The sequence below is a fragment of the Desulfobacula sp. genome (genome assembly GCF_030145145.1).
GTDB lineage: Bacteria > Desulfobacterota > Desulfobacteria > Desulfobacterales > Desulfobacteraceae > Desulfobacula.
Genome location: NZ_JAQYWD010000014.1, coordinates 85,801 through 101,341, shown reverse-complemented (window position 1 = coordinate 101,341; position 15,541 = coordinate 85,801). Strand labels below are relative to the sequence as shown.

Sequence of the window (15,541 nt, the reverse complement as noted above, 5' to 3'; positions counted from 1 at the left end):
TTTGCCGGCTATATCGGGTTTGCTGTTTGCAGAATCTCGATTTTTTCAATCAATTGATGGGGATCGGGCCTGGCGTTGAGAAATCGTTTGAATTGTGCATCCCTGAGGCAAAATGATAAAGCAGATAATAACTGCAAGTGCATTTTCAGTGCCGGGCATAATATAAAGAAAAGAACGGACACGGGCTGGTGATCCAATGCGTTATAATCCACTGGGTCCGCAAGAAAGAAAATCGACACCGCAGGATCATTTAAATAGCTCAATTGCTCCCGGGGATGCGGAATGGCAATCCCATTTCCGATACCCGTAGAAAGTGCCTGTTCCCTTTCTACCAGCCGATCAAAAAGGTCTTTTTTGAAATCATCATGGATGATTGACATTTTCTTAATACATGCTCTCAAAACACTCGTCACATCATCGCCGATAATATCAAAATAGATCCCTCCATTTTTGACAGCACTGGACAATGAGATGATGGATTCTCTTTTTTTTTCCGCTGGATCTTCATCTGATAGATTCAAACAAATATTATGGGTGGCGGCCCATTTTTTTAGTTCACTTATACGAAATTGGTAATTTTTTCCTGTTCTGGAAACCGGTAGTTTTCCCTGCCGTACCCATCGTTCAATGGTGTCCGGGACAACTCCCAAATGTTTTGATAGCTCAAAAACTGAATACTGCATTTATTCTTCCTTTAATCATAACGGGAAAACAACATATCAATTTTGTTATTCCTGGTTTAAGCACATTCGGCACAATTTGGATCACGCCTTCCGGAGGAATCCGGAAAAGATCAGGTCTGGCTGGTCAGGTTTAGTTCCAGATGAATATCATATGTTCATATATACACGTTATTAACCGTTATAAGCGACTTAATTCATAAACTTTTTGAAATCTGTTATAAAACAAACAGGCGCGAATAACAACCTTAAAAAACTTCTAAGCCGGATCAAGGGTGATAGGACTTTACAATGGTAAGGATTCCGGTTTCAAACACCTCTCATGGGAAAAAAATGGGCAGCGGCGACACTCTTTCCATGGGTCCCGGGCTGAAACAGATTATGGATACGATATCCGTCCAATACTCTGTCAGGGGTTAATCCTTATGGAAGGATACAAGCCTTTAAGTTTTCCAGTTGTATACGGTTGAATGATATTAAAGGAGATGTTTTGATCATCTTGAGCATGACCCCGCTTTTCCCCTTTATCAAACAGGGCACCATTTGCCAGTAAAATCTGACCAATTCTTTTCCGGAAAACATCAATAAAAACGGATCCCTTACCGGAGAACACCATTTTTCCAATGACCAGGGTATCCCTGGCTTCAGCAAGATCATCGAAAGCAATCGTGTTGTTTTTAACATCTTCTTGAGAAAGAATAAATCCCCATATCAGATGTTCACTGGGTATTTTGATGGGACCATCCGGATCGATGATGGTGTGTGGCATGACAATACACCCTTCACCAATATCAATGGGGGCATGGGCTTTTCCATTTAAAAATGAATTAAACCCCACAAAGGTTTCAAACCCAATATCTGCATGGATGATCTTTCCACCATGAGCGGTGATGCAGTTGCCTGAAAGAGTTGAATTAATAATATAGGTATTTTCCTGGGCATTGGAACCATCTCCCATTGTGGCATTTTCCAAAAAAGCCCTTTGGGCCACAAGGACATTTTCACCAATGCGTTTTTTACCCTTTACCACGGCATATCGACTGACGGCAGAGTTCACCGGAACATCTATCGGTTCAAGATTCATTACATCAAACAGCTTTTCATAATCCTGTTCCCGTTCTTTAACAAAATCGTAGATGAGCCCCCGGGGCTGATGGGAGGAATTGACACCCACAAAATGTTCTAAAATATTTTTTTTGAATTTATATTTAAACTCAAAATGCTCGCTTCTTATCCACACGGTACCCGGATCGATTTTTCTATGGAACAGTTCACCCGCCTGCACATATGAAAACTCACCCACGATACAGGAATGAAGGTTCATCTGATCAACGGTTGCAAAAGGGCCTAAGAAACAGCCTTGAAGGGTTGTCCCGTGGATATTCACATAATGGGCTGAAATTGTATTCTGAATACTGAATTCCTCAGGGCTCTCCAGATTATGGGAATTGCTGTGAACAAGGGTCTTATATAGAAGACTGTCTCTGATCGTGATCCGTTCGTCTTCGATAAGGGGGACATCTGTTTTATAACGGATCGTATCCCCCTTCCGTTTCAACTCATCGCCCCTCACATCACTTTTATAAATGGCAGATCTGCTCACAAAACACTGCCCGAGAAAATAACTACCCGCAATATTAGAATTTTTAAAATGGAAATAGATGGGATGTTGAGACGTAATGCCATAAAATGCGTAAAATTTCAACATCTTATCATGTTCAAGAGAATTATTTACATACCCTTCCGTATCAAAATCAAATTCATCTAAATTAACATTAACCCGCCGGATAATTCTATCATTCAATTGCCTTAGCTTGTCCATGATTAAATTCCTCTTTTATATAAAAAAGTTCGTATTATATACCATCAATAAACAAATAAAACCTGATCCTGTCCATCAAAGCGGACGTCCAAACGTTGATATTCTTATTTAAAAAATGTCAACAATGCATGAAGGTTGGTGAGAGGATGGGGTGGACAACCGGGAATAAATAAATCCACAGGCAAAATAGTGTCCAGACCTTCCGCGATTTCAGGACTTCCACAGAACGGACCGCCTGTTATCGTGCAGCTGCCCACCGCAATGACGACTTTGGGGGATGGAATGGCTTCATAGGTCTGCAAAAGCGCTGTTCGCATATTTCTGGACACAGGGCCAGTCACCACAATCCCGTCTGAATGGCGGGGGGAGGCCACAAAGTTTATCCCAAACCGTGCCAGATCAAAAAATGGGGTGGCCAGCACGTTTAAATCTGCTTCACAGGCATTACAGCCGGCCGCGGATACTTGACGGAGCTGCAGGGATCGGCCGAACAAGCGTTTAAAATGCTGTTTTGAATGTCGGGCAAGGGCCGGCAGGTTCCCATCGGTCAACAAATGACTTTTTTGGGATGTGGAAATTTCAAAATCCTTGGTGAACTTGACAAATTCCCCGTTTGAAATCCGTTCACATGCACCGCAGAAGACACATCGACCCATATCAATTTTTTTCTGGCCAACATCAATGGCATCCTGGGGACAGGCCTTGGCACACTGCTCTACAATCTCGGCAGCCACCCCTTTCTGGACCATGGGTTTCCCTCGATAGCGGTCAAATACAGCCGGTTTTTCATTGGGGTAGGCACAGGTTCTATATCCCTGTTCAAATCTGTTTTTAAGTGTATTGAGCATTTAAGACTCTCTTTATCCTTTTATTATCATAGATCAAATCCACAATAAGAAAGATTAAAACTTTTATTATTTAAAGGGAAATCCGATATTCCAGTATCCCGCAAAGCCATGGAAAGACCGTTCCAGTTGTGAAAAGACGGGTCCTTGACTTTGTATCGAAGGATGGCACCCGTTTCATCCGTCACCATCACATGGGAGACTTCACCCCGCCACGCCTCATTGACGGTTACCACAAAAGACGAAGGTGACAGATCGAAACTGCCGGTTTCAACACATTCGGTTTCAATGGGAGCCCAAATCAAAGATTGAATGATATGAATCGATTGCAATACTTCATCATATCTGACTTTTGCCCTGGCATAGACATCCCCGGAAGTTTTTTTATTTTCAGGAATCTCTATCCGTCCATAGGCTTCCGCGGGAAAGCACCGTCTGGCATCATAGGGGAGGCCGCTTGCCCGACCAGCCGGTCCCACCAGGCCCAGTCTATCGGCATCATGGGTGCTGACAGTGCCGCAGTCTTCAAACCGGGTCCGGACAGTTGAAGCGGAAAAAAGAAGTTCAAGAACATGCTCCACCTGGGGTTTTAATTCTTTAATCCGTTCATCAAGTGTTTTCCGGATATCATCGGACAGGGGAAAACGAACCCCTCCAGGTCGTACCAACCCTTTTCCGAACCTGTTCCCGCACAACAAAAGCGCCAGGTTTAAAAAATCACCCCTGATCCGTCCAAAATAATTGGCCGGCGGTAAAAAAGCAACATCTCCGCTCAGTGCCCCAAGGTCCCCGATATGATTGGCAAGCCGTTCCAGTTCCAGTGCAATGGTCCGAATCACCTGGGCCCCGTTATCCGGTTGAACCCCGGTCAAAGCCTCAACCGCCTGGGCCATGCAAAGACCATGACCGATAGTGGTATCGCCGGCAATATTTTCCGCAAGAATGGGCAATCTTTTTGCCTGAACACCTTGCAGCAGATTCTCCACGGCCCTGTGCTGGTATCCCAACTGGATTTCCAGGTGAAGCACCCGCTCGCCAATACAATTAAACCTGAAGTGACCCGGCTCTATCACACCGGCATGAACCGGCCCCACAGCAACTTCATGGATTTCATCGCCATCGACCTGATAATACGCATAATTGCCTGGGATGTCTTTGGTATAATCATTGCCAAACACATCCGGCAGATCTCTATAGTTGGGATGGTATCTGACCATTTTCAGCCAGGGATGACCCTCGGGCCGGATACCGAATTGTTCGGCAATTTCCCGTTCAAACAGATGAAAGGGTTCACATATTTGCGTAAATGAGGGGTAAGACTCGGGGGCATCACAGGTTGCAACCAGAAGCTTGTCTGTTCTTAAGACAGCCATGAGTTTTATGGATGCCTGGTCCTTATAGCCGAAATACTGAACCACTTTTCCGCCCTGTTTTACAATACTCAAGGCATTTTCTTGAAACGCGTTAAAGGGAAGATGAACAATTTTTTCCCTTGCGATGGCCTCTCCATTTGAAACTTCTAAAAAAGCGTTACTCATTTAAGTCCCCCACCTATGGCAGTCACTGCATCAACAATGGTTTGGTATAATGTATCCGGAATAAAGAAGCACAACATCAGGGATGTCAATAAAAGGATATATTGAGGCCAGACCATGCCGGCCTTTTCTGTTAAGCCCATGGTTTTGCCGGAATCCCCTTGCTTGAAATCATCAAAAGAAATCTTCATGACCTGGTTTGCAAATCCGGCAAAGATGAAACACAGACTCAGGATGAAAATACCGGCGGCTATATAGTGACCGGTTCTAAATGCCCCCACAATAATGAACAATTCTCCAATAAAAATCCCAAATGGCGGAAATCCTGAAATACCGGCAAATCCGGCAAAAAAAGCAACAAAAGTTTTTGGCATCCGGCTGACCATATCGCCCGTACGGTGAATCATTCTATCCCCATATCCCAGCAAAATATTCCCCGAGGATAAAAACAGGGAAGATTTGATCAGGCTGTGGTGAATCATGCAGATCACAGCCCCATATACCGCGATACCACCAATGCCGGTACCAAAAGCAATAATGCCCATATTTTCAATACTGGAATAGGCCAGCATTCTTTTATACTCGTTCTGTTTGAGAATAAAGGTGGCTGCCGCCAGGATGGACATCAGGCCAAACGCAACGAGAATGGTGCCTGAAAAGTCACTGAGTCCGGCAGCATACATAATCTTATGTGTCTTAAAAATACCCAGATACGCACAGTTCAAAAGAACACCGGACAAGAGTGCCGAAGCCGGACTCGGTGCCTCGCTATGGGCGTCCGGAAGCCATGTGTGCATGGGGGCAAGGCCCATTTTTGTTCCATACCCCACCAGAATGAAGACAAACCCGGCTTTAAGCCACAGGGGATCTAATTTTGCAGCAACCTGTGTCAGCGCTGAAAAAGAGAGTGGCACATCAACATTCCCGATTTCCAGGGAAAGGGTAATCAAAACAGATCCTAACAATGCCATGGCAATCCCCACGGAACAAATGAGGACATATTTCCAGGTGGCTTCCAGGGAGGCTGAGGACCTGTGGGTATAAATCAGTGGTGCACTGGCAAGGGTCGTCGCTTCAATGGCAATCCAGAAGACCATGATATGATCGGACAGCGTCACCATGGTCATGGTGGACAAGAACAGGATCATGGATCCGATAAATATATTTTCTGACTGGATCTCACTGGCTTTCAGATAACCCATCGTATAGACGGAAATCAGGAAAAACAGCAAAGAAATGACCAGAAGCGATAGCAGGCCTTCCGGGGTTACGGCAAAATAGCCATTCAAAATGGCTTCCGGCCGGTTCATCCATAAAAGGAGAGACAATATCAGATGAATGGCGCCTGTACCGACTAAAACCTGGCGACCCATGGCTTTAGGAAGAAAGAAAGCAACAATGCCTGTTATAAAAGGTGTCAGAAAAACAATTTCTACCATGAAATAACCCCTAGTCCTTTAAGGTTCTGAGTAATGCCGTATCAACGTCATCAAACGTCTGTTTGATGTTTTGAAGGATAATGGCCATGATCATAACACCGGCAAGCACATCCAGCAGAATTCCAAATTCAACAATGTGGCGGGCGCGAACGGAGAAGGTTGTTCCGATGAGGTAGATACCATTTTCCATCATGATATATCCCAATACCATGGCAATGGCATTACGCCTTGCCATCAAAAGGAACATACCGCTCACCAGAAGCGCAATAGCCGCAGGAAATAAAAGCGTATAATCACTGATAGTCGGAATATTCAATTGCCGACTGATAAAGGTGGCCGCAACAATAAGGCCAAGACCGCAGAATATGGAGGCATGATACCCGATAATGGGTTCCACCTCTCTCCGGATGGCCACCTTTTTGATGACCCAATAAATACTCATTGGAATGATAATACCTCGGACCGCTAAGGTCACAAAGGTAAAAATGACACCCCCGGCACTCATTCCGTGGCCAATGAAAAAAGGCACAATTGACGCGACAATTCCCTGGAAGCCCACCACCAGGATAAGACCGGGAAGTCGACTGGAGCCAAAGGAAAACAAGACAGAAAGCAATACAAGTGATAAAATCGTATCCACTGGATGCATCATTTGATAAACTCCAACGTAATAATGGTTGCAAAAAAGGCCAAGGCAAAGGATGTCAGAACAAATTGCGGCACTTTATCCATTCGATAACGGGCAATCACCGATTCTATAATACCAACAATTAGATAGACCAGAGCGAGCCCGGCAATATAAACAACAAACGTCCCCCCTGGAACACTTGATCCAAACGGTAAAATCAACCGTGAAATAAGGGTTGAATAGAAAAAGAGCTTGCAGAATGACCCCAGCTCAATAAGCGCCAAATCCGGGCCGCTGTGATCCAGCACCATGACTTCATGAATCATGGTCAGCTCCAGGTGAGTGGCTGGATCATCCACCGGAACCCGTGAATTTTCCGTGAGCAGGATAATAAAAAAGGCCATCACAATAAAGAGCAAGGGGGCCCCGGCCAAATTCCAGAGCGCAAGGGGACTTTCTCCCGTAAAATAGGCGGATAACTGTAAGTGGCCGGTCAAGCGATAAAAGAAAATCAAGATCATGAACATGGTGGCTTCACAGATAATGGGAAAATAGGCTTCTCTTGCAGCCCCCATACCTTCAAACGGAGAGGCTGTGTCCATGGCAGCAGCAATGGTAAAAAAACGACCCAGTCCCATGACATACAAAACAAAAATAATATCCCCATTAAATGAAAAAATCGGCGGATACCCCGCAATGGGCAGAAACATGAGGACCGTGATGGCAGAACCCAATGAGATAATTGGCCCAAGCTTAAAAATAACCGTGGTACTGGTACTGTAAACCGATCCTTTTTTAAACAGCTTGATCAGGGTATAATAATTAATCATCAGAGGAGGTCCTTTTTTCCCTCCGAAAAATGCCTTGACCTTAAGTATCATTGCTGAAAAAAACGGTGCCGTTAAAATTGCAAGAAACCAGAGAATAATGGAGTCAATCATAAAGTTTTCCCAGTTAAGGTGGTTATATAAAAAACAATAATAATACGATCGCCAGTAAAATATACCCAATATACAGATGAATATCACCATGCTGAATCCATCTGAGTTTATCAAACAAAGACAAAACAGGATTAACAATGAGCCGGTTCAAATGACGGTCTGCAATATCATTGACATGACTTTGGTATTGTGTTTTTACGGGAAATCTTCCCTTAATTTTCAAGTGCTTTTCTTCCAAAGGTGCAACCGGGCTGAAAAGTTCTAAAATTGATGCTGCATAGGATGAGCCGGTATACTGCATTCGAACCGTTGGCTGGGTAAACCCACATCCCCAAGTCCCGGATCTTGAAATGGATTTTCCCCGGTAGGCAAGGAATCGAATCGCCATCACCAGCAGTAAAACTCCCAGAAAAATCGTGGCACCAAAGGTAATATTTCCAGTTATCCGTTCAAAAGGGGCCAGAGGAACACGGGCATACCCCAGGCCCAAAGCGGAAACCGCGTTAAGGGACAGATGGATAAAAATTCTCGGGAAGATGCCGATAACTATGCAGGCAGCTGCAAGGATCACCATGGAAACCAGCATGCTCGACCCTTTTTCATCCACATTCTCTGCCGCTTTAGTCCTGGGTTCGCCTTGAAAGACAACCCCCACCACCTTGGTAAAACAGGCCAGGGCCAGACCGCCGATAATGGCCAGGCTGATAATGGCCAAAATACTCATGACAAAAGCTGACTTATCCAGGGCAACCCCCTTAAACCCCCCAATATAAATAAAAAATTCACTGACAAATCCATTAAACGGCGGCAGCCCACAGATAGCAAGAGAACCGATGATAAAGGTGGTTCCAGTAATTTTCATATTTTTGATCAGGCCACCCAACGCATCAATGGAGCGGGTGCCGGTTTTATGCACCACCATTCCAGCCCCCATAAACAGAAGAGACTTGAAAATAGAATGGTTGAGAACATGAAGAAGCCCGCCGCTGAATCCGAGAATCGCCATAAGTGGGTTCCCCGAAGAAACACCCGTCATTCCAATACCCAGACCCATCAAAATAATACCGATATTTTCCACACTGTGATAGGCCAGTAGCCGTTTTATATCATGTTGACCCAGGGCATAAACCACCCCCAGAACACCGGAGACCGCTCCGGCAATAATCAGAATATTTCCGCAAACAGGCGTATGAAAATCCAGCAGGGCATAGATACGTATAATACCGTAAATACCGGTTTTGATCATAACCCCGGACATGACCGCGGAAATATGGCTGGGGGCGGCCGGATGGGCATAAGGCAGCCAGACATGAAAAGGGAACACACCGGCTTTGGATCCAAACCCGATAAATGTAAAAATAAAAATTAACATTTTTGCTGTGTCCGGAAGGGATGCCATGGCACCAAATCCAAAATTCCCGGAGTAGCCGTAAGCGATTCCAAATGCTGCAAATATAAACATGGCACCCACATGGGAGAACACAAAATACAGGAATCCTGCCTTTCGATTTTCAGCAGAATGGTGGTTGTAAATGACCAGAAAAAACGATGACAGGGACATTATTTCCCAGGACAGCATAAAGGTAATCATATTGGCTGCGGTAACAACTAGCGCCATGGAGGCAATGAGAATGCTGAAAAAAAAATAGTGGACAGCGGTTCTCAAGGGGTTTTGTGAATCCTCCAGGTAATGGAAGCTGTAAATGGCGGCAAAAAGAGAAACAGCGAAAATGGCCACTAGAAAAAATGAGGAAAGGCCATCCATTTGAAACGTCAGTGAAAACACATTCAGATAGGTGAAGGATGCGGTATCACTGCCTGATTGAATGAGATTTGTCAGGGCATTGAATAATCCCCAAAAGCAGCCGGCGCTCAACAAAAAAACCGCAATGATCCTCATTAACCGAACCTGGCGAGCCAATACGAGGGATATACTGCCGCCTAATATAATGATCAGTATTGCTGTAAAAAATTGACTCATAAATTCCCCTATGTCACTTAATTTATTTTAGCAGTTTAAAATCTGATTCAACTTTTTTATGCTATATGACTGTTTTTATATACCATCCTTATCATTGTGTGGCATGATATTTTTGTTTCAATTTCTTATTTCAGGACCAAAGTGTTCAGTTTTCACTCATATCATATAAAAAAATTAACCTGTCATATCACAAGTCAATTTTTGAAACAACCCTAGTTTTCGTTGTTCTATACGAATGCGCCTTTAATTCCTCAACTTCTTGAAATCTTTTGTCTTGCAATCGTTGGATATCCTTTAACGGTTAATATTTTAATTCCTTACCGTTGACAAACAAAATAATCTTATATAATCAGAGTAACTTGTATGGTTTAACAGTGAACGGTTCAGACATTTTTTTGATTTAAGTTGAACAAGGCCGCAGCGCTTTTGTTCAAAAGGATATAATGAATAAATTTTAATACAGGAGTAAAAAGATGCTTTATAAAATTTTTCCTTTTTTGTTGTGGTTTACAAACTACAACAAAGAAAAATTTAGCGCAGATGTGATTGCCGGAATTACCGTGGCCATGGTTTTAATCCCTCAATCCATGGCCTATGCTCAGTTGGCAGGACTTCCCGCTTATTTTGGCCTTTATGCTGCATTTTTACCGCCCATGGTGGCCTCTTTATTCGGATCAAGCCGCCAGCTCGCTACAGGGCCTGTTGCCGTCGTCTCCCTTATGTCTGCCGCTTCACTGGAACCCCTTGCCACAGCAGGCGGTCCCCAGTTTATTGCCTACTCCATTATCCTGGCACTCACGGTTGGCTGTTTCCAGCTTTTTTTAGGCGTTTTCAAACTTGGCCTTGTGGTTAACCTTCTTTCCCATCCGGTTGTAAACGGTTTTACCAATGCAGCCGCTATTGTTATCGCTTCTTCACAATTCTCTAAATTGTTTGGTGTTTATGTGGATAAAGCACCCCATCACTATCAAACCATTATCAATGTGTGCAAATCAGCCCTTCATTATACCCATGTTCCCACTTTAGCCCTGGGGATACTGGCCATTGTTATCATGGTCATCTTAAAGCGGATTAATCCAAGAATTCCCAGTGTTCTGATTGCCGTAGCCGTAACCATTCTAATTTCAAAATTCACCGGGTTTAACAATGACAAATTTATTCCCCTTGAAAACATAAAAGATCCGCAAATTGTTGAACTGATAAATCAATTCAATACTGACGTCATGACCATAAAAGAACTGGCAGCCAAAAGAGCAGATCTGAACAATATTCTTAAAGCCGTCAAGGAAGAAGGAAAAGATCACAACGTCCATATTGCCTCGAAAAGACAACTGGACATCGAGCATGATCTTGCCCTGATTCAGGCAAAAATTGATCAAACAAAGGGCGCTGCTCACATTAAGCGTGAAAATCTTCGGTTTGTTCACTTTTCAACCGCACCCGATGCGGGTGACAGTCCTGTCTTCTATACGGCACCAACCCTGCCACCCGGTATGACAACCGATGGCAACAAATGGCGGATAGCGGTGAGCAACAAACTTCTGGATGTAAAAAATCTTAAACTCATCGGTGCCGGGGCTGTGGTTGGAGATATTCCAAAGGGACTTAAAATCAGTATCCCCAAAGCACCTGAAGGCTCGTCTTATATTGCTGCTTTTTTACAATTGCTGCCATTTGCCATTATTATTTCGCTTTTGGGGTTTATGGAAGCCATTGCCATTGCCAAATCCATGGCTGCCAAAACCGGACAAAAACTGGATCCAAACCAGGAATTGATTGGACAAGGTCTGGCCAACATCATTGGTTCTTTCGGCCAAAGTTATGCCGTCTCAGGATCTTTTTCACGGTCTGCCGTCAACCTTCAGGCCAATGCAGTCACCGGGATATCCTCTGTTGTCACCAGTATCATGGTTGCCCTGACGCTTCTTTTCTTTACCCCCCTTCTCTATCACCTTCCCCAGGCTGTTCTGGCAGCCGTCATCATGATGGCGGTGATTGGCCTTATCAATACTTCGGGCTTTATCCATTCATGGAAAGCCAAACGATCAGAAGGGATTATTTCGGTTATCTCTTTTATCTGCACGCTTTATTTTGCCCCTCATCTTGAAGAAGGCATTATGGTGGGTGTTCTTTTGACATTCGGACTCTTTATTTACCACCATCTTCGCCCAAGGGTCGCTCTATTGTCAAAGGCAAAAGATGATACACTAAGAGATGCCGTCAAGGCCGGCTTAAGGGAATGCCGGCATATTGCCGTGGTCAGGTTTGATGGATCGCTAATCTTTACCAATGCCACCTATCTTGAAGATAAAGTTCTGTCGTATATTTCGGAAAAACCGGAGTTAATGCATATCTTAATTGCGTCAAAAGGAATTAATGATATCGATGCTTCCGGTGAAGATGCCATTTCCATCCTCATTGATACCATTAGAGCCAGTGGACGAGAAATTTCTTTCTGCGGCCTGAAAGAAGAAGTGTTGGCTGTGATGGAAAGGACCCATTTGATCGACAAGCTGGGAAAAGAAAATATCTATCCGAACTCACGGGCCGGCCTGGAATCCATTTACAAACAGATCCATTCCAAGGGAGACTGTATTGACTGTCCGTTGAAAAATTATATGCCCATTGAAATACGGGGTTGATATCTGGAATACGAAAAAAATGACTGTACTATTTCTAAGGTGACGCGTACCATTGAAATGGTCCATTTTTCCAAGGGGTCTGGTAAATAGTGCCCTTTTATGCAATTGATTTAGTTAAACAAGGAGAGGTGTTGTGCCGATTATAACAATTTCCCGAGGCTCTTACAGCATGGGTAAGGCTGTCGCTGAAAAATTAGCCCAAAGGCTAAAGTATGATTGTACATCCAGAGATATCCTTCTGGAGGCTTCCGATGAATTCAATATTCCAGAAATTAAACTGATCCGGGCACTTCATGATGCCCCCACAGTGCTTGAACGGTTCCATCATGGCAAAGAGCGATATGTTGCCTACCTTCGGTCTGCCCTGCTCAACCATATGCTCAAAGATAACATCGTGTATCATGGACTGGCAGGGCACTATTTTCTCCGGGATGTCTCCCACACACTTAAAGTCAGAATCCTTGCCAACATCGATGACCGAATCAGAGAAGAGATGCGCCGGGAAAACATTTCCGCAGAAGAGGCACGCCATATTCTGAAAAAAGACGATGAAGAACGCCGCAAATGGGGAATCAAGGTTTATGGAGTGGATACTAAGGACAGCAAGCTGTATGATATCGTTATTCACATCGATAAAATAACTGTGGAGGATGCCGTGGACATCCTATACGAAACTATTCAGAAACCCGCATTTAAAACCACACAAGAATCTCAGAAAAAAATTGAGGACCTGGCGCTGGCTGCAAAAGTAGAGGCAGCGCTGATAAGCCTTGTCTCAACGGTCAAGGTAACAGCTATTGATGGCGTGGTCTCCATTGGTAACATTGAGGAGAAAAAAACCATCGGCAAAGATACTGCTGGAATGTTACAAAACATGGCCAAAAAAATTGATGGTGTCAGGGAAGTTCACGTCCATTTGATTCCTATTAAAAAAAAGGGCGATCACATCAATCCATTCTACAACATGTGATGGATGAAATTTCTATTTAAGTCCGGCCGGGCCATGGTTCAAAAACAACCATGGCCCATATTCATGGCCCATATTCATCTATTTTAGACGCATCCCCTACATAAACCGTGCATTAATAAAGAGATGAACAAAAATACTGGCGATATACCCCAGGGCTATAATCGGCATCCATTTGAGATGAACACCAAAGGTATAGATCCCCCGGGCCGTTCCCATCAGGGCAACACCTGCGGCTGATCCGATGGAGAGAAGGCTTCCCCCCACACCCGCCGTCAGGGTCACCAGCAGCCACTGGCCATGGGACATAACCGGGTCCATCTTGAGAACCGCAAACATGACCGGGATATTATCAACGATGGCCGAGAGAACGCCCACAAGGGAATTGGCAATGGTGGGACCGAGATCTCCATACATGAAGTTTGATACCAGGCCCAGATAGCCGAACTGCCCCAGACCGCCGACACAGAGGGTTACCCCGTAGAAAAAAAGCAGGGTGTCCCACTCGGCCCGGGCAATTCTCTCCATGATGTCAAAATACACCCTTGTCTCCTGGACCTCCTCCATATCCTCGATAATTTCGATAACCCCCACCACCTGGCCGTTTATATCCTTGAGGGGTGCTGAAGTAAAATACCGCCAACTGCCCTTCTCACCAATGGAAGGATCAAAATCCGACACCTCATAAACAGATTCAAGAAAATTGTTGACCATGTTTTTGCCGCGGTAGAACTTCTCGATCAGGGTTTTTGAGCCGGTTTCCAGAACCATGTCTGCAAGGACGGGCCGCTCTTTGGGATAAAAGGGCTTCCATTGCTCCTTTGTACCGACTTTATCCCGGGCAGAAACACCGGTCAAAACCTCCATGGCCTTATTCCAGTGGGTAATTACATGATCCTTATTCAGGATAAACGCTGCCGAAGGAAGGGTATTGATCATATGAATGATCTCGGAATGGGTCTTTCCCTGGAGAGCGGAAAGGGACGTCGAGGCCATACCCTTTTTCCGGGCACCCAGGATATTGTCATAAAACATCCGCCGCCCCTCTTTGCGTTTGATATGGTAACTTAAAAATCCCAGATACCCAAGTCCCAGCATCATGCCGGCTGCCGGGGGAAGGTGGAGAAAGTTATGAAAGCTGACGGCCGTAATGATGGTCAACAGAAAGAGGGCGATCACAATCTTGGCGCCGTACTTCATCTCAACTTTATCGTCCAGTTTCTTGGGAGAGCCCTTGTCAATGGCCAAACTCATGCACAAGGCCGGCACCAGCCAGTTGACCAGGGACGGCAAAAAGATATGAAAAAATTCAGAAAACGCCACCTTCCCATTCTGCCACACCATCAGGGTGGTGATATCCCCAAACGGAGAGAATGCACCACCAGCATTGGCCGCAATAACGATATTGATGCAGGCCAGGGCAACAAATTTCTTGTTGTCCCCCCCGACAGACATGATCACCGCACCCATGAGGAGCGCAGTGGTCAGGTTATCTGCCACAGGAGAAATAACAAAGGCCAGAAGGCCGGTGATCCAGAACAAAAGCCTCAGGGAAAATCCCTTGGAAACCAGAAATGCCCTCAAGGCCTGGAAAACGTTCCGCTCCTCCATGGAGTTGATGTAGGTCATGGCGACCAGCAGGAAAAGGAACAGTTCTGCATATTCCAGCAGACTGTCCTTAATGGCTTCGTGGGCCGTATGGGTATCCCCGATGCTCATATAGGCAAGGGCAACCAGGACCCAGATAATACCGGCGGCAAGGAGCACGGGTTTGCTCTTGCGCAGATGAATCGTATTTTCAAGGGGCACCAGCATATACGCGGCCACAAAAAGCCCGATCCCCAGGTACCCGTATATGGTTTTTGTTAAATCAATAAGTTCCGGATGACCGGTCCCTCCACCCGATGCCCAGGCCAAAACCGGTGCAACCAAAAGGGCAGGCAACAACAACAATATTTTTTTCATTTTCTGAATCCTTTTTTCAATTCCAGGTCCCGGGTTAAGCCAGCAAAGAAAAAGGCCCACCCGTTTATATAACAGGAGAGCCTGCGTCTTGAACAA

Annotated in this window: 12 protein-coding genes; 3 read left to right on the top strand and 9 right to left on the bottom strand. The window is 44.9% G+C overall.

Annotation, left to right across the window (positions count from 1 at the left end):
• Positions 1–8: 8 nt before the first annotated feature.
• The gene (locus Q1Q15_RS09850; RefSeq protein ID WP_300459037.1) at positions 9–683 is read right to left on the bottom strand and encodes a PTS sugar transporter subunit IIA; all 675 of its coding nucleotides are present in this window, start codon (positions 681–683) and stop codon (positions 9–11) included.
• A gap of 288 nt (positions 684–971) precedes the next feature.
• On the opposite strand from Q1Q15_RS09850, the gene Q1Q15_RS09845 reads away from it, so the two are divergent.
• Positions 972–1,100, top strand: a complete 129-nt coding sequence (locus Q1Q15_RS09845; protein ID WP_300459035.1) for a hypothetical protein — start codon at positions 972–974, stop codon at positions 1,098–1,100.
• On the opposite strand, the gene Q1Q15_RS09840 is transcribed toward Q1Q15_RS09845, so the two are convergent.
• The 7 genes from Q1Q15_RS09840 to Q1Q15_RS09810 form a co-directional block, all read right to left on the bottom strand.
• Positions 1,090–2,502 (bottom strand): transferase, encoded by a 1,413-nt coding sequence (locus Q1Q15_RS09840; RefSeq protein ID WP_300459033.1) that lies wholly within the window; start codon positions 2,500–2,502, stop codon positions 1,090–1,092. The genes Q1Q15_RS09845 and Q1Q15_RS09840 overlap by 11 nt on opposite strands.
• A 104-nt stretch (positions 2,503–2,606) precedes the next feature.
• Positions 2,607–3,350, bottom strand: a complete 744-nt coding sequence (nuoB, locus tag Q1Q15_RS09835; protein ID WP_300459031.1) for an NADH-quinone oxidoreductase subunit NuoB — start codon at positions 3,348–3,350, stop codon at positions 2,607–2,609.
• A gap of 26 nt (positions 3,351–3,376) precedes the next feature.
• Positions 3,377–4,885 carry an NADH-quinone oxidoreductase subunit C gene (locus Q1Q15_RS09830; protein WP_300459030.1) on the bottom strand — a complete coding sequence of 503 codons (1,509 nt, stop codon included), beginning with the start codon at positions 4,883–4,885 and terminating at the stop codon, positions 3,377–3,379.
• Positions 4,882–6,321 carry a proton-conducting transporter membrane subunit gene (locus tag Q1Q15_RS09825; protein ID WP_300459028.1) on the bottom strand — a complete coding sequence of 480 codons (1,440 nt, stop codon included), beginning with the start codon at positions 6,319–6,321 and terminating at the stop codon, positions 4,882–4,884. The genes Q1Q15_RS09830 and Q1Q15_RS09825 overlap by 4 nt, the downstream gene beginning before the upstream one ends.
• 10 nt (positions 6,322–6,331) lie before the next feature.
• Positions 6,332–6,973: an NADH-quinone oxidoreductase subunit K gene (locus Q1Q15_RS09820; RefSeq protein ID WP_300459027.1), complete on the bottom strand. Its 642-nt coding sequence runs from the start codon at positions 6,971–6,973 to the stop codon at positions 6,332–6,334.
• On the bottom strand, positions 6,970–7,890 hold the full coding sequence (locus Q1Q15_RS09815; protein ID WP_300459026.1) for an NADH-quinone oxidoreductase subunit H: 921 nt from the start codon (positions 7,888–7,890) through the stop codon (positions 6,970–6,972). The genes Q1Q15_RS09820 and Q1Q15_RS09815 overlap by 4 nt, the downstream gene beginning before the upstream one ends.
• Before the next feature lie 22 nt (positions 7,891–7,912).
• The gene (locus Q1Q15_RS09810) at positions 7,913–9,871 is read right to left on the bottom strand and encodes a proton-conducting transporter membrane subunit (RefSeq protein ID WP_300459025.1); all 1,959 of its coding nucleotides are present in this window, start codon (positions 9,869–9,871) and stop codon (positions 7,913–7,915) included.
• 473 nt (positions 9,872–10,344) lie between these two features.
• Between Q1Q15_RS09810 and Q1Q15_RS09805 the strand changes: the two genes are divergently transcribed.
• Together Q1Q15_RS09805 and Q1Q15_RS09800 are read left to right on the top strand one after the other, a co-directional pair.
• A complete protein-coding gene (locus tag Q1Q15_RS09805; RefSeq protein WP_300459024.1) occupies positions 10,345–12,513 on the top strand; it encodes a SulP family inorganic anion transporter in 2,169 nt (722 codons plus the stop codon).
• A gap of 133 nt (positions 12,514–12,646) precedes the next feature.
• Positions 12,647–13,483: a cytidylate kinase-like family protein gene (locus Q1Q15_RS09800; protein ID WP_300459023.1), complete on the top strand. Its 837-nt coding sequence runs from the start codon at positions 12,647–12,649 to the stop codon at positions 13,481–13,483.
• A gap of 96 nt (positions 13,484–13,579) precedes the next feature.
• On the opposite strand, the gene nhaD is transcribed toward Q1Q15_RS09800, so the two are convergent.
• Entirely contained in the window at positions 13,580–15,445 is a 1,866-nt protein-coding gene (gene nhaD / locus Q1Q15_RS09795; RefSeq protein WP_300459022.1) for a sodium:proton antiporter NhaD, read from the bottom strand.
• Between the last annotated feature and the right edge of the window lie 96 nt (positions 15,446–15,541).